The organism is Magnetospirillum aberrantis SpK, assembly GCF_011022235.1.
In the GTDB taxonomy this organism is placed as follows: domain Bacteria; phylum Pseudomonadota; class Alphaproteobacteria; order Rhodospirillales; family Magnetospirillaceae; genus Magnetospirillum; species Magnetospirillum aberrantis.
Genome location: NZ_JAAIYP010000039.1, coordinates 124051 through 142915, shown reverse-complemented (window position 1 = coordinate 142915; position 18865 = coordinate 124051). Strand labels below are relative to the sequence as shown.

Genomic DNA, 18865 nt, shown 5'->3' with positions numbered 1-18865 from the left:
CTCCATGCGTCCGGCCATTCTTTCCATCGGGGCGGGGCGACAGCAAATGCCGCTGTTGCGCGCCGCCCGTGCGGAGGGGTTGGCGGTGGTGGCGGTGGATCGGGCTCCCGGTCCCGAGGCGTTGGCCGTTCTCGATCATGCCGTGGTGCTCAGCACCTATGAGGCCGAAGCGGTCGCGCAGGAAGTGGTCGCGTTGCGGGACCGTTTCGATTTCGCCGGGGTGGTGGCTCGGACTTCGGGGCCGCCGCTGATGACCGCGGCTCGCGCCGCCCAGGCCCTTGGCCTTGACGGCGTGCCGGTGGGCCTTGCCGAGGCTGCGGTGCGCAAGTCGGAAGCGCGGGTCCAAGCGGCGGCATTGGGGATAGCGGTGCCGGTTTCATGGCGCTGTACCGAACAACCGGTTCTGGATGCGGGACGGTCCTGGGTGCTGAAGCCCGACGTTCCGCTGTTCGGCAAGCGCAATGTCTGTCTGGTGTCCCCAGGTGGCGCGGTGGCGCCGGCATTCGCGGCGGCGGCGGGCGAATCCCCTGACGGCACGGTCGAGGTTCAGGAATATCTGTCCGGCCTGGACGTGGGGCTGGGCGTGTTGTTGGTCGATGGCCGCGAGGTCTGGAGTTTTTTGTACGACGAGTTGGTGGGAACGTGCGATGGCCGTTTCGTCGGACTGGCGGTGGCCGGGCCGTCGGTGGTGGAGGGCACGCCGACCGCCGCCGCCATTCGTGCCGATGCCCGTCGCCTGTTGGGCCATTGGGGGGTGCGGCGGGGATTCGTGTTCCTGTGTTTTCGTGTCACCGACGACGGCCGCGCCTATTTGTACGAGGTCAATCCGGGGCTTGGCGGTGACGCCTTGGCGGATGGCCTGATACCGGCGTTGTGGCCGGATTTCGATCCGTTCGCCGCGGATGTGCGTGCCCTTTCCGGCGGTCGGGTGACCCCGCCCCAAGACGCGGCCGGCTGGTGCGTCGCCTCGCGAGATGGTCAAACGGACGGAGCCGACGCGGCCGCCCAATTGGCGCAGGCGGCGGGAGAACACGAACTGGCGCGGCGGTTGCGGATGTGGAGGGCAAGATCATGACGGCCAAGGCGCTGATTCATATCGGCGGGTCGAAGTTGCAGTTGCCCGGCTTGGGCTGGGCGCGGGCGGCCGGCTTGCATGTGGTGCTGACCGACCGCAATCCCGAGGCGCCGGGGCGAGCTTTGGCCGACGAATACGTGCCCTTGGCCGGTGACGATGACGACGGACTGATGGCCCTGGCCGGGCGGCTGGCCGCCGAGCGGGGCTTGGCCGGACTTTATTGCGGCAGTGATTTCGGACTGCCGAGCGTGGCGCGTGTCTCGGCCGCCCATGGCGTTTCGTCCTGCACGCCCGAGGCATGTGTCCGCGCATTGGACAAGGCGGCGGCGGTGGCCAGATGGCGGGAGACGGGCATCGCCTGTCCGCGTGGCCGTGTGGTCGAAAGCGAAGGCGAGATGGCGGCGGCACTGGCAGAGGTCGGCCTGCCGGCCATCGTCAAGCCGGTAGGGTCGAGCGGCAGCCGGGGTGTGGTGAGCGTCGAGACCCCGGCGCAAGGCGTCGCCGCCTTTCGGGCCGCCCTGGATTATGCCGACAGCGTGCTGGTCGAGGAATTGCTGCGGGGTCGTCATTTCGACGTCAACGGCCTGTTCCTGGGTGGTGCTTTCCATCCCGCCGGCATGCTGGAACGCTTCTTCTCGCCGCCGCCCTATCATTATCCGGTGTGGGGTGTGCAGCCGCCGACTCTCGACGACGCGACGCGCGAGGGCGTCTATGGGCTTTTGGAAAACGCCGCGCGAAGCCTGGGGATCGATTGCGGCCCGGTCAAGGCCGACGTCATGGTGACCGAACGCGGCGCGGTGGTTCTTGAGGTGTCGCCGCGTTTCCATGGCGACGTCAGCACCTCTTTCGTCACTCCCCTGGCCGTGGGGGAAAGTCCGGTCGCCGCCTGGTTCCGCCATTTGGCGGGGGAAACGGTGACGGTGGAGTGTCGCGAACGCCGTACCGCCGGATGGATGGCGATCTTTCCCGGTCGTCCCGGAACTTTTCGCGGCGTCGAGGGACTGGATGCGGCGAGGTCGATGGCCGGTATCGAGCGGATAGAAATCCTGAAACCCCAGGGTTTTGGCGTCAGACAGGTGTGCGACAATACGACCGTTCTTGGTTTCATTTGGGCGGCCGTCAATAAAGGTGACGATGTCTTCCGCGTTTTGCATGCCGCACGCGAGGAAATTCATCCGATCATGGAAGAATGATCCGAAAGCATGACTTGCCGAACCGATGGTTTTGAGCGACCCTATCGTAGTTTTTTTGTGGAGGGAGGTCCAGGATGACTGGGAGTTCTGACGATCTCGCGGACCTTTGCGCCGCCGAGAAAGATGCCTTTAGTCTTTGTCAAGTGGCGCTGATGCTTGACGAAGCGCGGGCCAACAAGGACGAGGCGGCGATCAAGGCTGCCTTGGCGATCAACATGGAATTGTGGGTGGGCATCCGTGCCTTCGCCAAAAGCCCGACCAACGGCTTGGCCGACGTGGTGCGGGGGAACCTGATCACGCTGTCTCAGTATGTTGGCGGCAAGACGGTGAAGCAGATGCAGGGGCTGGACGACAGCGTCCTCGACACTCTGATCAACATCAACCTTCAGATTTCCGAAGGCTTGCTGGAAGGGGTGAACAAGGCTGCCAAGCTGGCGGGCTGATCCTTCGGCGCGCTGAATCCGCCTTGTTGGACGTGAGAACCGGTCAGCCTTGTCCGGCTGTAAAATAGCGAAGACCGCCCCCGTTTGTCGGGGGCGGTCTTTTTGTGTTTCGGGCCGACGGGGCAAAAGAAAACCGCGCCCCTTGCGGGGCGCGGTCAACTTTAGACCGAAGCGGTCCTGTTCCGGGGTTAACGGAACAGCGACAGCACCGACTGCTCCTGCTGGCCAGCCAGCGACAGAGAGTTGATGCCCAACTGCTGGCGGGTTTGCAGCGCCATCAGGTTCGCGCCTTCCTCGTTGACGTTGGCCAGCGTCAGCTTGCCAGCACCGCTTTCGAGGTTGTTCACGTACTGCTCGGTGAAGTCCAGGCGGGTCTTGAGCAGGGCCACGTTGGTACCCAGCGACGACGCGTTGGTACGAAGCGTGGTCTTGGCCGTATCCAGCTTGTTGATCAAGGCGTTGACCTGATCGGTGCCCGCAGCGGACACATAGGACTTACCGGAAGTGGCGCTGAGAACCACGCCGCCGGTGGCGGTGGTGCCAGCCAGCTTGGCGCTGAAAGTGGTACCCGACACCGCGGCAGTCGCGCCGGTCGACTTCAGGTTGATGGTGTAGGTCTGGCCGGTGCTCAGGGTCATCGAGCTGCCGGCGGTCAGGGTCACCGTGGCGGTGGCCGAACCATAGGTGAAGGTGAACGAGGCCGAAGCCGTGCCGGCGGTCAGGGTGCGGTTGCTCGCGCCACCATAGACCATGGAAATCGAGCTGCCCGAGGTCGCGGTGAACGAGGTCGCCGAGGCCGGGGTGTTGAAGGCCAGTTGCGACGAAGTCAGGCTGGCGGTGGTCGCCACTTCCGAAACGCCGAGGCCGGAGGCGCTGACGTCCACCGAGCTGACGGTCAGCTTGCTGGCCGACGCGTTCGAGAATTCGACGGTCATGGTCTGACCGGTGCCGTTGATCAGGTTGGTGCCCTGATAGGTGGCGTCGGCGGTCAGGTTGCCGATCTGGGTACGCAGGCTGTTGAACTGGGAGATCAGATCGGACATCTGGCTCGATTCAGCACTCTTCATGCTGTTGGCCAGACCCTTGAGCTGGTTGACGATGCTTTCAACGCTGTTGATGCCGTCAAGCGCGGTGCTCAGGGTGCTGATGCCCTGGTCGATCAAATCTTTCTTTTCGGTGAAGTCGGACGCGCGGTCGTTCAAGCCCTTCGCCTGGAAGTACGCAACCGGGTCATCGGTCGGACCGGAAACCTTCATGCCGGTGGCCAGACGGTTCTGGGTGCGTTCGATGAGCTTGGTGGTGTTTTGCAGCGAGAGCAGGGAGGTGCGGACCGCAGCGGTAATGGTGACGTCATTAGCCATGGTTAGTCTCCTTTCTAGGGGATATGGCTCCGGGCATTCTTCCGGAGAGGCCTCCTATTCGGCCTTTAGCTAACACCGATAGCATATGCTTGCCGAAAGGGGGTGGCAAGCGGATTCTCGGGCGGGACGTTAAGGATTTAGTCGTCAAAATCGGGGTATTCGCCAATGACGAGAACCCCGGAGCGCGCATGATGATCCCGCCGGTCGAGATGTCTCTTTCCCTTGACGAAGCCATCGCCCACCTTCGCGGGATGGTCGGGCGCAACGCCTTCGCCGAGGCCGAGCAGCATTGCCGCCAGTTGCTGGACCAAGCCCCTTCCTCGGCCGAACTGGCGACGTTGCTGACCTCCATTTACCGCCAGCAGGGACGTTTCCACAAGGCCCGTCTGGCGGCGAGCCGTGCCTTGGAACGGATGCCCGACAGCGCCGGGCTGCATCTGGAACTGGGCCGTGTCCTGCTGGCGCTTGATCAGGTCGTGGACGGCGAAGCCCGTTTGCGTCGGGCGGTCGAACTGGATCCCGGCTGCGGCGAGGCATTCTTCCATCTGGGGCGGTCACTGCGCGGACGCGGCGAGTTGGAGGCGGCGGTCGAGGCTTTCCGGGCCGCCCTTGCCGCGATGCCGAAATTGACCGAGGTCTACGGCCATCTTGGGGTGGCGCTGAACGAACTGAAACGGCTGGAGGAATCCCTGGGGGTGATGGAGGAAGGTTTGCGCCTGCGGCCTGACGACGCCGAATTGTGCCGCAACCTTGCCTTGCTGCTGGCCAAGCTCGGGCGCCGTGACGAAGGGCTGCGTCTGTGCGAGGACTTCCTGGCCGGTCATCCCGAGGCCGCCACGGAGGTCGGCAAGGCTCAGGGCACCATGTATTCCCACGCAGCCATGGACATGTTGCGCCAGGGCAACATGGAAGAAGGCTGGGACCTCTATCGCTGGCGCTTCAAGACCGAGGAATTGTGCACCGCCGCCGTCGAAGTCATTCCCGAATGGGAGGGCGAGGACCTGGATGGCAAGGTCTTGCTGGTTCGTCCCGAACAAGGACTGGGCGATTTCATCCAATGCTGCCGTTATGTGCCGTTGGTGGCCGCGCGCAAGGGAGGCAAGGTGCTGGTGATGCCGCCGCCGCTGTTGCGGCGCCTGTTGCAAACCCTGGACGGTACCCAGATCGTCGATGCCCATGGATTGCATGTTGACCGCCAGATTCCGGTGATGAACCTGCCTTATGCCTTTGGAACGCGGCTGGACAGCATTCCGGCCGATGTTCCCTATCTGCATGCCGAGCCCGAACTGGTGGCAGCGTGGCGGGAGCGTTTGGGAGGGGATGGCTACAAGGTCGGGTTGGTGTGGGCCGGCAATCCGGGTTTCGTGCGTGACGAGGTGCGTTCGTGCGACCTGTCCGTGCTGGCCGGGCCGTTACGGCAGCTTCCGGGCGTGCGCTACTACAGTCTTCAGGTCGGGCAGCGGCGGGAACAGCTTGAGGAGCCCGAGGGCGAGGGCATCGTCGATCTTTCCCCCTACCTGACCGACTTCGCCGAAACGGCGGCGGCGATCACCTGTCTGGATCTGGTGATCAGCGTCGACACCTCCGTCGCCCATCTGGCCGGCGCCTTGGCCCGGCCGGTCTGGATCATGCTGCCCGAGGTCGCCGACTGGCGCTGGCTGGAAAGACGCGAGGATTCGCCTTGGTATCCGACGGCGCGCCTGTTCCGGCAACAGGCCGGCGAGGACGGCTGGGACGGTGTGGCCCGACGGCTGGCCGAGGCGCTGGCGCGCTGACGTGTAAGTTATGCTTCCGTTTCGTCCGGCGGCAGCACCAGGGCATACGGATCCTGGGCCAGCAACGCCATGGTCTGGTCGTGCAGGTCGGCGATGGCGCAATAGGTGCTGTAGCCGGTCAGCGCACAGGGCACGCGGGTCAGGGCGCCATGCGTTTCCAAATGCGGTTCCACGGCGTCGAAGTTCTCTCGCCAGCGCCCCGGCCCCCCGCAAGAGGGCGACGCGGCACCATAATAGCGCATCTGGATCGGTTCGACGGCACCATCGGGCCGGCGGCGTTGGCGCGACAGAAGCAACGGCTGACGATAGGGGACGGCCGCGCAATCCTCGACATGATGCAGGTAGGTGGCGCCCGGTCCCAGTGACAGCCCCAGGGTCAGCAGGTGAAAGCCTTCGCGGTGGAACAGGGCGAAATCGGAATCGGGGCCGGTGGAATCGAGGCCGGAAACCGCCGCCAGGAGCGGCGCCTTGGCGCCGAAACCCAAATGGCTGTGGATAGGGCAGGGGCTGCGCGACCACCCCCCCATCTCCCAGGCGTGGGTGCTGAGCGTTCCGACTTTCTCCGGTGGCGTGGATCGCGGGTCGAAGACGAAATCGGGGGCGTGCTGCCAGCAATAGGCCGGCACGACGATGGTGCCTTCGGGGCCGACGGCGTCGCGCAAGGTGGCCATCACCGTCGCCGCTCCGCCGTCCACCATGCCCAGTGCCAACAGGCGGCTGTGCACGGTCACATGATGGCCGTGGCGCAGGCCAAGGGCATCAAGATGTTCGTCCAGGCCGGCACGGCTCAGCGCGGGGATGGGCACGGCTCAGCCTCCGTTGCCGGTCATGCCGGAATGGTGGGCGATGATTTCGGCCATGGCGCCGAAGCGGACGATGCTTTGATCGTTGATCTCGATGCCATACAGCCGCTCCAGCGCCAGCATGACGTTCAGGTGCCCCATGCTGTCCCAGTCGGGATGGCGGTTGAGGCCGCTGCCGGCGTTCAGGCTGGCGGGATCGCAATTCAAGGCTTCGGCGACCAGTTGGTATGGGGAAACAATCATGATTCGGCCTTTTGTCGGGCGATGTCCATGGCCTGCGCCTTAAGGGTCGCGGCGTCCACCTTACCATTGCTGTTGGTGGGAAGCGCGCCCACTGTCCGCAAGACCTTGGGCAGGGCATAGGGCGGCAGCACGCCGCCGATCCGCTCGCGTAACGTCGCCTCGTCCAGTCCTGCGGGGGTTTCCGCGAAGCTGACCAGGATGTCGTGGGCCAGGAAGGTGATGGCTTGGCGGGCGCCGGCGCGGCGCAACGCGCCGTCCACCTCGTCCAACTCCAGACGGTTGCCCAAAATCTTGACCTGACGGTCCAGGCGGTTGCGGAAATACAGGTTGTCGCCGTCGCGGGCAGCCCAGTCGCCGGTGTGATAGACGCGCCGGCCATCCGCTGCGGTGCGGAAGGCTTGGGCGGTCCGTTCCGGGTCGCTCCAATAGCCGTCGGCCAGTTGCGGGCCGGCCAGCACCACTTCCCCTTCGTCGGGATGGTCGCCACCGGCCAGTTCGACGGACATGCCGGCGATGGCGTCGCCCAACGCCACGCTGTTGGCACAATGGGCGCGCCATGTGTCGCGGGTCAGCACCAGTTCGGTACATGACACGGTCGCCTCGGTCGGGCCATAGGCGTTGATCACCACCGCGTCGGGCAAGATGGCGAAGATCGCCTCAAGATGGTGCGGCAACAGCGGCTCGCCGCAGAAATAAAGCCGGCGGACGCGGCCTAGGTTGGCGGCGGTCATCTGTCCGGCGCGCAGCATGAAGTCGATCAGGCTGGGAACCGACACCCAGACGGTGACGTCCAGGTCGCGCGCGGCCAGGGCCGGGAACATGCGGTCCTTGGCGCCGGCGATGGGGACCAAGGTGCCGCCGCCGCACAGGGTGGCGTAGATTTCGATGACCGACAGGTCGAAACCGATGTTGGGGTTTTGGGTGCACCGCACATCAGGCCCCATGGCCAGCGCCGGGATTGCCCAATCCAGGTAATGGGCCAGCGCCGCGCGGGGAATCATCACGCCTTTGGGGGTCCCGGTCGATCCCGAGGTGAAGATGACATAGGCCAGCCGGTGGGCGGGGCGGGGCGTCGCCAGTTCTTCCCGGCCCAGCGCGTCGAGTGCCAGGATCGTGGCACCATTGCCGTCGAAGGGGCGGTCGGTGACGATGACATCCGGGGAAAAGCTGTCGCGAATGTCCGTCCGGCGTGTTTCCGGGGCGGCGACGTTGACCGGGGCGTACACGCCGCCCGCCATCATGGCGCCGAACATGGCGGCATAGGCTTCGGCCCGCTGGTCCAGGTGAACCATCACCTTGGGGGTGTCGCCGTGGCGGGCGAAGGCGGCGGCGAACCGCCGCACCATCCTGGCGAAATCGCCATAACGGATGTCACCGGCGCGGCTGGCGACGGCGACGGCGTCGGGATGGGCCGCCGCGTGTTCCAGCAAGGCGGCAAGGGGGTCGCGGCCGCTCATGCGGGAACCTCGGCCAACAATCCCGCCTCGGCCAGACGTGGAACGAACTCGGCCAGGTCCAGGGCGAATTGCCCGGTGCGTTCGGCGATCTCCAGCAGGTCGTGGTTTCCGTCGGCGTAATGGATCAGGTGCATCATGTTCAGAGGACGGACTCCGCCCTTGGGGGCCACGTTGGGGTAAAGACCGCGCCGTCCCAATTGCGGTTCGCACAAGGTGGTCACCCGCCATGTACGGTTCGCCTCGATGACCTCGATGCACTTGCGGAGCGCGTCGAAACCGCCTTGCAGTCCGGCGGGCGAGATGACCGAAAGGTCGTCGGCCGATGTGTGGTATTCGGGATAGGTGGCGAATTTCGAACGCATGACCAAACAGACCGGCAGATTGATGCCGGGAAAGCAATACTGACGCTCGTCGCTGCCGCGTTGCAGGAAGGTGTAGCGGTCGAAGGAGCCGGCGTGGTGTGCCAGCACGTGTTGGGCCACGCGGTCGGCCAATGTGCCGCCCAGCCGCGACGGCAGGTAGGAATAGGTGCGGTCGTCGCCGACGCAGGTGACGACATAGCCGGCGATGGTGCGCTCTTTCATCCGCTCCAGGTTGCGGCTGAGATAGATGATGGAGCCGATGGTCTCGGGGGCGAAGACGATGCGGTAGGTGTAGCGGCGGTCGCGGCCGGCAAGCCACCGCGCCAGCGCGGTGGTCACCACCGGCCCGGACAATTCGTTGTTGGCCATGGAAGGGTGGCAGATATAGGTGCTGAGCAGGACCTCGCGGCTTTCGCGTCCCGGCAGGATCAACTCGCCGTAATTCAGTTCTCCGGGTTCAAGCCGGCTGCGGATGACCGCGTGATAGCGCCCCGGTTTCAGCGCCGCACGTTTGGCGTGGGGCAGACAGAAACCCCAGTTGTGGGCGTAATAAGAAGTGACGTAGGGGATGGCCTCGGGCAGCCGGTCGAAAGAATGCAAATGCGGTTGCAGTTCTTCGAGCGTCAGCCAGCGGTCCACCGGCACCGAATAGGACATCACATGCAGGTTGGAATCGGTGAATGAACAGATCCGTTCGCCGTCTTCATGTTCCAGCCAGGCGTCCTCGATGTTCCATTCGTCGGGCGTGCTCCAGTCGAAAGCCGGAGTGCCGCTGGGAACCGCGTGCACCGTCATCTCGGGCAACAGGTTCCGCAGGTAGTCCAGCGTGGTCCGCACTCCGGTGCCGGTGATGCTGCGACAGATCGGGAAAAGGTCGCTGGCCCAGCGGTACATTTCCGCACCCAGCCGGAGATCCGCGACGCCGTCCATGGGGCCTGGTTCCATTCTTTACCGCACCTTGTGGCCGTCCAGTCTCGGGCGGCAGGATTTAATAAACGCTTTACGGCGCGGCAGGTGACTTCGTCCCGTCTGTCGGCTATATGGACGAATCCCCTTCGCCAAATTTTTTTCCGAGAGTGCCGCCATGGAAAGCCGCGAGATGTATGACGAGATCAACGCCTTGGTCGGTACCGTCGCCAAGGCACTGGACACCAGCGAGATGGAGGTCGTCACGGCCATCGAGCAAGGCCGCCTGGGCATGGAGATGCAGACCGACGACGAAGGCCGCAATTTCCTCCAGGTGTCGTTCGACGACCGCAACGTCCGTATCTACCAAGGCGCCATCTTCCGCGAGGGCGACAAGCCCGACGCCGAGGACGAGGAGTGTGGCGGCGGCGGCTGTTCCTGCGGTCACTAAGCCCCCCTTCACAGACGGCGTGTCGCTGCCCACCTTCAAAAAAATGGAAGGCCAAGGAGGCGCGCCATGCACACCATCTCCGTTTCCGACCAATCGCGGCCGCTCAGGCTGCGCGAGGTGAGCCTGGACCACCCCTGGCGCTGGCTGGCCGCCGGCTGGCTGGATATGTGCAGCGAACCGGCGCTCAGCTATTTCTATGGCGCCGTGTTCGCCGCGCTCGGCACGCTCATGCTGGTGGGACTGGAGCAATGGGGCATGGCGTGGCTGATCCTGCCCTTGGCCTTTGGTTTCGCCCTGGTCGGGCCGATGGCGGCGGTGGGATTGTACGAGATCAGCCGCCGCCTGGATGCCGGCGAGGCGGTGGGACTGGGCGCCGCGCTGGGGGCGGTTCGCCGCAATCCCGGCCAGATCGCCCTGGTCGGGATGTTCCTGGTGGTCGCGCTGTTGGTCTGGGTGCGTCTGGCCATGCTGGAATTCATGCTGTTCTTCGGCAGCCAGCCGCCGACCCTGGACCACCTTTTGGGGGCTGTGCTGTCGCCCGAGGGCGTGCCGTTCCTGTTGGTGGGCATGGCAAGCGGCGCGGTGATGGCGGTGCTGACCTTCGCCATGACCGCCATCGCCGTGCCGTTGCTGGTCGATCGCCCCGATTGCGACGCGGTGACCGCCATGCTGACCAGCCTCGAGACGGTGCGGCGCAATTTCCGTCCGATGATGCTGTGGGCATTCCTGGCCGGTTCCGCCGCCTTGGTGGGGGTGGGGCTGTTCTTCGTGGGCTTGGTGGTGGTGTTGCCGCTTTTGGGGCATGCCACATGGCATGCCTATCGCGATCTGGTGGAAAGTCAGAAGTGAACGGCAATCCCACGCAGGCCCCCTGAGCGGCATTGCCATTGACCGGCGGCGGGGCGCCTGCTTCCCTTGGGCGTCCAAGAATTCGTGCCCCGGAGGAAGCCATGCTCGCCGAATGCCTTGCCGGCACCCGTATCCTCGACCTCAGCCAGTACATTCCCGGTCCCTACGCCACCCAATGGCTGTCCGACCTTGGCGCCGAGGTGGTCAAGGTCGAGCCGCCGGCCGGTGACCCCATGCGGACCATGGGACCGCTGGATGCCGATGGCACGACCGCCTGGTACAAGCTGGCCAACCGCAACAAGGTGGTGGTGACGCTGGACCTCAAGACCGAGGACGGGCGCCGCGGGTTGGCGCGTCTGTTGGGAAGGGCCGACGTGCTGGTGGACGCCTATCGCCCCGGCGTGTTGGACCGGCTGGGCTTCTCGCGCGCGGAACTGGAGCGGATCAATCCCCGGCTGATCCATTGTTCGTTGTCCGGCTATGGCCTGACCGGGCCGTGGCGGGCCACCGCCGGCCACGACCTGACCTATGTGGCGTTGACCGGGGGGCTGTCGGCCACCGGTATCGCCGAGCGGCCGGTCATGACCTATCCGCCGCTGGCCGACCATGCCGGTGCCTCGCTGGCGGTGACCGCCATCCTGGCGGCGCTGGTGCGGCGCGGCACCACCGGCAAGGGCTGCCATCTCGACGTCAGCCTGTCCGAGGCGGCGCTGGCCTGGATGCCGGGCATCCTGACCGCCGCCCATCGCTGGGGCGAGGATCGGCGCGAAGCGGGCTTGATCAACGGCGGTGCCGCCTGCTATCGCATCTACCGTTGCCGCGATGGCCGCTTCGTCGCCCTGGGCGCGTTGGAAGGCAAGTTCTGGGAGGCGTTCTGCCGGACCATCGGGCACGAGGAATGGATCCACCGCCAGTCCGAACCCATGCCGCAGAACGAGTTGATCGCCGAGCTGGACGCCTTGTTCCTGACGCGGGAACGCGACGAGTGGACGGCGCTGTTGCGCCCGGTGGATTGTTGTTTCGAACCGGTGCTGGAACCGCATGAGGTTCCAGCCCATCCGCAATGGAAGGACCGCGAGGTGGTGCGCGTCGACGAAGATGCCGACCGTTTGGTCGAGGTGCTGCTGCCGGTGTTCCTGGATGGGGCCCGACCGTTGCACCGCCGGCCGTTCAAGAGCGATTCCGCCGAAGGGGTGTTGGCGGCATGGCGCTAGGCCCCCTGCCGGTCCACGGCGGCGATCTGGTCGCGGCGGAACGCCGGTGGGGGCGCCCTCAAGCCGGCTGGCTGGATCTGTCCACCGGCATCAATCCCTGGCCCTATCCGGTGCCGCCACTGCCGCAAGAGGCGTGGACCCGCCTGCCGGGCCGTGCCGAGGAGGAGGGCTTGCGGGTTGCCGCCGCCCGCCGCTTCGGTGTCGCCGACCCGGCCCAGGTGTTGGCGGGGCCGGGCACCAGCGCCTTGATCCAGGCCTTGCCGCGCACCCGCGCCGCTGTCCGGGTCGATGTGGTGTCGCCCACCTATGGCGAACATGCCCGCGCCTGGGCGGCGGCGGGGCACGACGTGCGTGCCGTGTCCCGGCTCGAGGACGCTCAGTCTCCGGTCCAGGTGGTGGTCACCCCCAACAATCCCGATGGCCGCATGGTCGCCCCGGAATTCCTGCGGGTGCGCGCGGCGGCGCTGGCCGCGCGCGGCGGCTTGCTGGTGGTGGACGAGGCCTTCGCCGACATGGCCCCGGACATTTCGGTGGCGCCGTTCCTGGCGCCCGGTCTGGTGGTGCTGCGTTCGTTCGGCAAGTTCTATGGGCTGGCCGGGCTGCGGCTGGGGTTCGTCCTGGGCGAGGCGGCGGTACTGGCGGCGGTGGCGGCGCAATTGGGGCCGTGGCCGGTGCCGGGACCCGCCTTGGCGGTTGGGGCGGCGGCGCTGGCCGACGACGATTGGGAACGGGCGACGATTTCCCGACTGGCCGGGGCGGCGGCGGACCTGGATGGTGTGCTGGGCGGCGCGGGGTTGCGTCTGGTCGGCGGCACCAGCCTGTTCCGGCTGGCCGAACATGACGACGCGGCCGGACTCTACGACCGTCTGGGGCGTGCCGGCATCTTGGTCCGGGCGTTCGATTTCGATGCCCGGCGTCTGCGTTTCGGTCTGCCCCCCGACGATTCTGCTTTGGCGCGGCTGGCCCAGGCCCTGGCGTGAGCGCGGACAAAACAAAGGCCGCTGTGCCCTGGGGCATGCGGCCGTGTGTGCGACGAACAAGGGGGGGTGGGGCGAGTGATCGGATTCGAACCGACGACATCCAGGACCACAACCTGGCGCTCTAACCAACTGAGCTACACCCGCCACCGGGAGGCCGCATGTGTACCCAAAGCGCCCCCCCGCCGTCAAGCGGCTATTTTCGCGCTTTTCATCCTTTGAAGAATTTCTCCAGCCGCCCGGTCGCGCGGTCGATGGCGTCGTCGGTCTTGGCGAAGCAGAAGCGGGCGAAATGACTGGGGGCCGCGCCCTGGTAAAAGGCGCTGACCGGGATGGCGGCGACGCCCGCGGCCTGGGTGATGTGGCGGCAAAACGTCATGTCGTCGCCGTTGAACCCCAAGCCCCCGAAATCGGCGGTCAGGAAATAGCTGCCGCCCGTGGGCAGCACGTCGAAGCCGGCGCGAACCAGTCCTGCGGCCAGACGGTCGCGGCGCCGTTCCAGCACCCCGGCCAACCCCTCCACATAGTCGCGCAGATGCCCAAGCCCCCAGGCCACCGTCTCTTGCAATGCCGGGGCGGTGGTGAAGGTCAGGTATTGGTGGGCCTTGGCGATGGGGGCCAGCAACTCGGCCTCGGCCACCACCCATCCCACTTTCCAGCCGGTCAGCGAGAAAATCTTGCCGGCCGATCCCACCTTGACCGTGCGGCCGCGCATGCCGGGCAGCGTCGCCAACGACAGGTGGCGGCGCCCGTCGAAAGTCAGGTGCTCGTAAACCTCGTCGCAGATGGCGATGGCGTCGTGGCGTTCCAGAAGCTGGGCGACGAAGGCCATCTCGTCGGCGTCGAACACCTTGCCGCACGGATTGGTCGGGGTGTTGAGCAGCATCAGCCGGGTACGTGGCCCGAAGGCGGCGGCCAGCGCCTCGCGCGGTAATTCCCAATGGGGTGGTTCGATCCGCACCAGTTTGGGGACGCCGCCGGCCCGGCGCACGATGGGAAGATAGGAATCGTAAAGCGGTTCGATCAGCACCACCTCGTCGCCCGGTTCGATCAGTCCGAACAGACAGGCGGCCAGGGCTTCGGTGGCGCCCGAGGTCACCATGACCTCGTCGGGGCGGGCGTCCGTTCCCCAATAATGGGCTTCGTGCGCCGCCACGGCCTGACGCAGGGACGGGGTGCCCATCATGGACGGGTATTGATGCGGGCCGCTGCGGGCGCATTGCGCCAGATGGTCCACCAGCGCCGCCGGCTCCAGTCCTTCGGGGAACCCCTGGCCCAGGTTGACCGCGTCGTGGGTGTTGGCCAGCCGCGACATGGTCTCGAAAATGGTGGTGCCGCAGGTGGCGAACAGGGAATTGGCGTGGACCATGGCGGGCGCTTCTCAGGATTTGGATGCCGCCCGGTTCTAGCACGAAAGACATGGGGGTCGAAGGGGGGGGACGGCCATGCCCAAACAATAGGCTTAGATGCCTTTAAAATGGGCAAATTCAACGCATTCGCGGCTGTCGGACGTACTGTTTTTCCCCATGGCCGAACTGGCACGACCCGTGCTAAAGGTGAGCGGCGATTGACGCTGGTTCCACGCTTTTCCGAGAGACGCGGTTTCATGAAGAAGATCGAAGCGATCATCAAGCCCTTCAAGCTCGACGAGGTGAAGGAAGCTCTGCACGAGGTCGGTTTGCAGGGTCTGACCGTCACCGAGGCCAAGGGCTTCGGCCGCCAGAAGGGCCATACGGAACTCTATCGCGGTGCCGAATACGTGGTGGACTTCCTGCCTAAGGTGAAGATCGAGCTGGTCATCGAGGACAACCTCGTCGAACGCGCGGTGGAAGCCATTCAGCAGGCGGCCCACACCGGCCGTATCGGCGATGGCAAGATTTTCATCTCCTCTATCGAGGAAGCCATCCGCATCCGCACCGGCGAGCGCGGCGGCGACGCCATCTGAGTTGCCCGCCGAGCATAAGTACGACGTTTTTTCCCACATCCAACTGTTCAGGAATTGTGACCATGGCCGACGACGTCAAGAAAGTCCTCGATTTGATCAAGGAGCACGACGTTAAGTACGTCGATTTCCGCTTCACCGATCCCAAGGGCAAGTGGCAGCACACCGCTCAGCACGTCTCCACCGTTGACGAAGATCTGCTGACCGAAGGCCTGATGTTCGATGGTTCCTCGATCGCCGGCTGGAAGTCGATCGATCAGTCCGACATGATCCTGATGCCCGATTGCTCGACCGCGGTCATGGACCCCTTCGCCGCTCAGGCTCAGTTGATCATCACCTGCGACATCGTCGAGCCGGCCACCGGCCAGCTTTATGACCGCGATCCGCGTTCGGTCGCCAAGCGCGCCGAGAAGTACGTGATCGAGTCGGGCATCGGCGACACCGCCTTCTTCGGCCCCGAGGCCGAATTCTTCGTGTTCGACGACGTCAAGTTCGCCGTCGGCATGAACAAGGGCTATTACGAGCTGTCGTCGGAAGACGGCGCCGAAGCTTCGGCCCGCGACTTCTCGGAAGGCAACCTGGGCCACCGTCCGGGCGTCAAGGGCGGCTACTTCCCGGTTCCGCCGGTGGACGGCCACGTCGACATGCGCGCCGAGATGCTGACCGTGATGGGCGAGATGGGCTTGCCCATCGAAAAGCACCACCACGAAGTGGCCTCGTCGCAGCATGAACTGGGCTGCAAGTTCCAGACCATGGTCAAGGCCGCCGACAGTTTGCAGATTTACAAGTACGTCGTGCACAACGTGGCGGCCTCCTACGGCAAGACCGCGACCTTCATGCCGAAGCCGATCTGCGGCGACAACGGCTCGGGCATGCACGTGCACCAGTCCATCTGGAAGGACGGCAAGCCGCTGTTCGCCGGTTCGGGCTATGCCGACCTGTCGGATACCGCTCTGTACTACATCGGCGGCATCATCAAGCATGCCAAGGCGCTGAACGCCTTCACCAACCCGCTGACCAACTCGTACAAGCGTCTGATCCCGGGCTTCGAGGCTCCGGTGCTGCTGGCCTATTCGGCCCGCAACCGCTCGGCTTCCTGCCGTATCCCGTACGCGACCAGCCCGAAGGCCAAGCGCGTCGAGATCCGCTTCCCCGATCCGGGTGCCAACCCCTACCTGGCTTTCGCCGCCATGCTGATGGCCGGCCTGGATGGCATCACCAACAAGATCCATCCCGGCGACGCCATGGACAAGAACCTGTACGACCTTCCCCCGGAAGAGTTGAAGCAGGTTCCGACCGTGTGCGGCAGCCTGCGTGAAGCCCTGGAGGCCCTGAAGGCCGACCATGACTTCCTGCTCAAGGGCGACGTGTTCTCCAAGGACTTCATCGAAGCCTATGTCGAGCTGAAGTTCGAGGAAGTCTACAAGTTCGAGCACACCCCGCATCCGGTCGAATTCCAGATGTACTATTCGGTCTGATCCGAATCAGGGTGTCTGCGGCTTCCATCGCCCCCGACCAGGGGATGGTGGACCAGCCGGGTGGACCAGTCAAGGAAGCCCCCGTCAGGAAACTGGCGGGGGTTTTCCCATTCTGGAGCCGCGGATTATTGCACAGCCATTGCGTCCGCGATCGCCTGGGCAAGGCGGTGGTTGGCGGCGTCGCTGTAATGGGTGCCGTCGACGAACGGGCGTTCGATCCCCGTCAATGCGTCATGCAGGGAGTGAAAGCCGGTGATCCGGCCCGCCTGGGCCTCGGAGACCAGCGTTTCGATGGCCCGAACGGCCTGGACCTTGTCGCCAAACGGAAAGTCGGTGTTGGCGTGGCCGCTGGGCCATTCCCCGGCCCATGGCACGGGCTGGATGAAGAAGAAGCTTTTGATGCCCCGCGCTTTTGCCACGTCGGATGCCAGCGCGCGATTGGCGCGGTAGGTTTCGACGATGGCGCGGGTCTGGTCCGTGGGTGGGTTGCGATAGTGGTCCTGAGTCGGGACCGGGGGAAGCGCACCCCGATAGCGAAGCCAGTCCACGATTCGAAGGAAGGGGAAGCTGCTGTTCACCGTCAGCCAGGGAAGCTCTCTTTTCGCATTGGCTCGGGCCTGGTTCCACGCCTGTTCGGCCCGGCCGGCGAAAACCGGTACCTGGAAGCCGGAGGAGACCCACGAGGCGTCGTTCAGTCCATCCAGGAACACGACGGCGTCGGGCGTGGCGCGGTCCCGTAAGAGTGCCACGAACGCGGCCACTTCCGACGAGCTGTACCAATAGGGTTGGCCAAAGTTGACCACTTCCACCGTGCGATCGGGCATCCGGCTCTGGAGCGCGTCTTGCAAATTGGCGGGAAGGGTGTGGGCGTCGTCCACGCCCCAGCCGAACATGGTCGATCCGCCAAAAGCCCAAACCACGTAGCGTGGGCCGTTTCCCGCCGGGGTGGGCACCTTGCGGTGAGTCAGAACGGGGTCGTCCTGAACGGTGATGTACTTGCCGGCGAACGGAAGCTGTTGGAACGTGGTCCAGGGATTGAAGCCGAAGGGCTGGCTGCTGGCGTAAACGTCCAATTCGGCGGCGATGGCTTGTGCCGTGGTGGCGTCCACGTCGCGATAAGATGCCATGTCCAGGCTTACGGATGGCGTGACAGCGGTGCCGGAGCCGTGGCGAAGGTCCAAAACCCATTCCAATGCGAACGCACAGCCCAACAGCAACAGGGCGATGTTCATCACGATAACTGCCGTGGTGGCGTAGACCTTGCCTAAGTTACCCAATCGCTTCATCCGCAAGTCGCTCCTCGTCATCGTTCCGCCGCCAGCCTTTTCTTGAGGTTGTCCCTCGCGATGGCACGCGCGGGGATGGTGGGCCAGAACGTTGAGCCGGTCAAGGAACCCCCCGTTGCGGATCTGTTCGAGCGCAATCCGCATTGTTCTCGGCGCGGGTTGGCGTTGTGCGTCGAAATCTTGACAATCCTTGGCTGTGGGGGTTCCATTCACTCCTCTAGATGATTGATGGAGTCGGGGGGATGTCCATCGTCGACGACCGTTTGCCGCGCTATCAGCGGCTGCGTGACCTGATTGCCGCCGATATCGCCGCCCAGCGTTGGGCGCCGGGACAGACCATCCCGTCCGAGGCGGAACTGGCTTCGATCCATGGGGTGGCGGTGGGGACGGTGCGCCATGCCATCGACGTGCTGGTGGGCGAAGGTCTGGTGACGCGGGTTCATGGACGCGGAACCTTTGTCCGCCGTCCGGCCTTCGACCAGTCCTTGTTGCGTTGTCTGCGCATTCCCGAATTGGAGCCGGGGGCCAAGCCGGTGTTGATCAGCCGGATTCTCGAACGCGCATCCCTGAAGGCGTCGCCCGAGGTGGCCGAGCGTCTGGAATTGCCGGTCGGAACCGATTGCATCCGTCTTGTCCGACAAAAACTGGTGGAACGCCGGGTGTTGCGCGGCGAGGAAATCTGGCTGCCCAAGGCACGGTTCGCGCCGTTGCTGACGGTCGAACTGGCCTCGATCGGCCATGACCTTTACCCCGCCTTCGAGCGCTTGTGTGGTCAGTTGGTGGCCACCGCCGAGGAAAGCCTGACGGCCGAGGCCATCGGGGCCGAACATGCCACCCTGGCCGGTGTCGCCACCGGCCAGCCGGTGGTGGTGATCGACCGTCTGACCCGTGGTTACGACCGTCAGCCGCTGGAATGGCGGCGTGTCCGCGCTCCGGCCTCGGCCTTCCACTTTCGCCGCGAGATCCGTTAGGAACGTGACAGCGCCAGGAGCGGTTCAGTACGGACATGGACGAAATCCCAGCTTCCTCGGGGCACACCGAATGGGCAAC

General features: G+C 65.1%; 18 protein-coding genes and 1 tRNA gene. 11 read left to right on the top strand and 8 right to left on the bottom strand.

Going from position 1 to position 18865, the window contains the following annotated elements; genetic code table 11:
* Window positions 1-4: 4 nt before the first annotated feature.
* The 3 genes from G4223_RS13720 (at window position 5) to G4223_RS13710 (ending at window position 2711) form a co-directional block, all read left to right on the top strand.
* Window positions 5-1075: an ATP-grasp domain-containing protein gene (locus G4223_RS13720; RefSeq protein WP_163680795.1), complete on the top strand. Its 1071-nt coding sequence runs from the start codon at window positions 5-7 to the stop codon at window positions 1073-1075.
* Complete coding sequence (locus tag G4223_RS13715) at window positions 1072-2268, top strand: ATP-grasp domain-containing protein (RefSeq protein WP_163680792.1); 1197 nt, start codon at window positions 1072-1074, stop codon at window positions 2266-2268. Before G4223_RS13720 ends, G4223_RS13715 begins: the two co-directional genes overlap by 4 nt.
* Window positions 2269-2342: 74 nt before the next feature.
* Window positions 2343-2711 (top strand): flagellar biosynthesis regulator FlaF, encoded by a 369-nt coding sequence (locus G4223_RS13710; protein WP_277395045.1) that lies wholly within the window; start codon window positions 2343-2345, stop codon window positions 2709-2711.
* Window positions 2712-2899: 188 nt separating this feature from the next.
* Here G4223_RS13710 and G4223_RS13705 read toward each other — a convergent pair whose 3' ends face one another.
* A complete protein-coding gene (locus G4223_RS13705; protein ID WP_163680786.1) occupies window positions 2900-4072 on the bottom strand; it encodes a flagellin in 1173 nt (390 codons plus the stop codon).
* 188 nt (window positions 4073-4260) lie between these two features.
* On the opposite strand from G4223_RS13705, the gene G4223_RS13700 reads away from it, so the two are divergent.
* Window positions 4261-5847, top strand: a complete 1587-nt coding sequence (locus tag G4223_RS13700; RefSeq protein WP_163680783.1) for a tetratricopeptide repeat protein — start codon at window positions 4261-4263, stop codon at window positions 5845-5847.
* A gap of 8 nt (window positions 5848-5855) precedes the next feature.
* On the opposite strand, the gene G4223_RS13695 is transcribed toward G4223_RS13700, so the two are convergent.
* From G4223_RS13695 to G4223_RS13680, 4 genes are read right to left on the bottom strand one after another with little or no spacing between them, the layout of a single operon-like run.
* The gene (locus G4223_RS13695) at window positions 5856-6653 is read right to left on the bottom strand and encodes an AAC(3) family N-acetyltransferase (RefSeq protein ID WP_163680780.1); all 798 of its coding nucleotides are present in this window, start codon (window positions 6651-6653) and stop codon (window positions 5856-5858) included.
* Between the two features lie 3 nt (window positions 6654-6656).
* Complete coding sequence (locus G4223_RS13690) at window positions 6657-6893, bottom strand: acyl carrier protein (protein ID WP_163680778.1); 237 nt, start codon at window positions 6891-6893, stop codon at window positions 6657-6659.
* The gene (locus G4223_RS13685) at window positions 6890-8350 is read right to left on the bottom strand and encodes an AMP-binding protein (protein WP_163680773.1); all 1461 of its coding nucleotides are present in this window, start codon (window positions 8348-8350) and stop codon (window positions 6890-6892) included. The genes G4223_RS13690 and G4223_RS13685 overlap by 4 nt, the downstream gene beginning before the upstream one ends.
* Window positions 8347-9642 carry a DUF4910 domain-containing protein gene (locus G4223_RS13680; protein ID WP_205762515.1) on the bottom strand — a complete coding sequence of 432 codons (1296 nt, stop codon included), beginning with the start codon at window positions 9640-9642 and terminating at the stop codon, window positions 8347-8349. The genes G4223_RS13685 and G4223_RS13680 overlap by 4 nt, the downstream gene beginning before the upstream one ends.
* A gap of 154 nt (window positions 9643-9796) precedes the next feature.
* Between G4223_RS13680 and G4223_RS13675 the strand changes: the two genes are divergently transcribed.
* The 4 genes from G4223_RS13675 to cobD all read left to right on the top strand — a co-directional run bounded on the left by G4223_RS13675 (window position 9797) and on the right by cobD (window position 13112).
* Window positions 9797-10069, top strand: coding sequence for a hypothetical protein (locus G4223_RS13675; protein ID WP_163680770.1), 273 nt, complete (start codon window positions 9797-9799; stop codon window positions 10067-10069).
* Window positions 10070-10135: 66 nt separating this feature from the next.
* Window positions 10136-10918 carry a DUF2189 domain-containing protein gene (locus G4223_RS13670; protein WP_163680768.1) on the top strand — a complete coding sequence of 261 codons (783 nt, stop codon included), beginning with the start codon at window positions 10136-10138 and terminating at the stop codon, window positions 10916-10918.
* Window positions 10919-11019: 101 nt separating this feature from the next.
* Window positions 11020-12132, top strand: a complete 1113-nt coding sequence (locus G4223_RS13665) for a CaiB/BaiF CoA transferase family protein (protein ID WP_163680765.1) — start codon at window positions 11020-11022, stop codon at window positions 12130-12132.
* Window positions 12123-13112 (top strand): threonine-phosphate decarboxylase CobD, encoded by a 990-nt coding sequence (gene cobD, locus G4223_RS13660; protein ID WP_163680762.1) that lies wholly within the window; start codon window positions 12123-12125, stop codon window positions 13110-13112. Before G4223_RS13665 ends, cobD begins: the two co-directional genes overlap by 10 nt.
* A gap of 67 nt (window positions 13113-13179) precedes the next feature.
* Here the strand turns inward: cobD and G4223_RS13655 are convergent.
* Both G4223_RS13655 and G4223_RS13650 read right to left on the bottom strand, forming a co-directional pair.
* A tRNA-His gene (locus tag G4223_RS13655) sits at window positions 13180-13256 on the bottom strand.
* A 64-nt stretch (window positions 13257-13320) separates the two neighbouring features.
* Complete coding sequence (locus tag G4223_RS13650; RefSeq protein WP_163680760.1) at window positions 13321-14478, bottom strand: aminotransferase; 1158 nt, start codon at window positions 14476-14478, stop codon at window positions 13321-13323.
* 237 nt (window positions 14479-14715) lie between these two features.
* Here G4223_RS13650 and G4223_RS13645 point away from each other — a divergent pair, with 237 nt between their 5' ends.
* Together G4223_RS13645 and glnA are read left to right on the top strand one after the other, a co-directional pair.
* The gene (locus G4223_RS13645; protein WP_163680757.1) at window positions 14716-15054 is read left to right on the top strand and encodes a P-II family nitrogen regulator; all 339 of its coding nucleotides are present in this window, start codon (window positions 14716-14718) and stop codon (window positions 15052-15054) included.
* A gap of 62 nt (window positions 15055-15116) precedes the next feature.
* Complete coding sequence (glnA, locus tag G4223_RS13640) at window positions 15117-16529, top strand: type I glutamate--ammonia ligase (protein WP_163680755.1); 1413 nt, start codon at window positions 15117-15119, stop codon at window positions 16527-16529.
* A gap of 125 nt (window positions 16530-16654) precedes the next feature.
* Here the strand turns inward: glnA and G4223_RS13635 are convergent, their stop codons facing one another.
* Window positions 16655-17815, bottom strand: a complete 1161-nt coding sequence (locus G4223_RS13635) for an SGNH/GDSL hydrolase family protein (protein WP_163680752.1) — start codon at window positions 17813-17815, stop codon at window positions 16655-16657.
* A gap of 242 nt (window positions 17816-18057) precedes the next feature.
* Here G4223_RS13635 and G4223_RS13630 point away from each other — a divergent pair, with 242 nt between their 5' ends.
* Entirely contained in the window at window positions 18058-18786 is a 729-nt protein-coding gene (locus G4223_RS13630; protein ID WP_163680748.1) for a GntR family transcriptional regulator, read from the top strand.
* Window positions 18787-18865 lie beyond the last annotated feature (79 nt).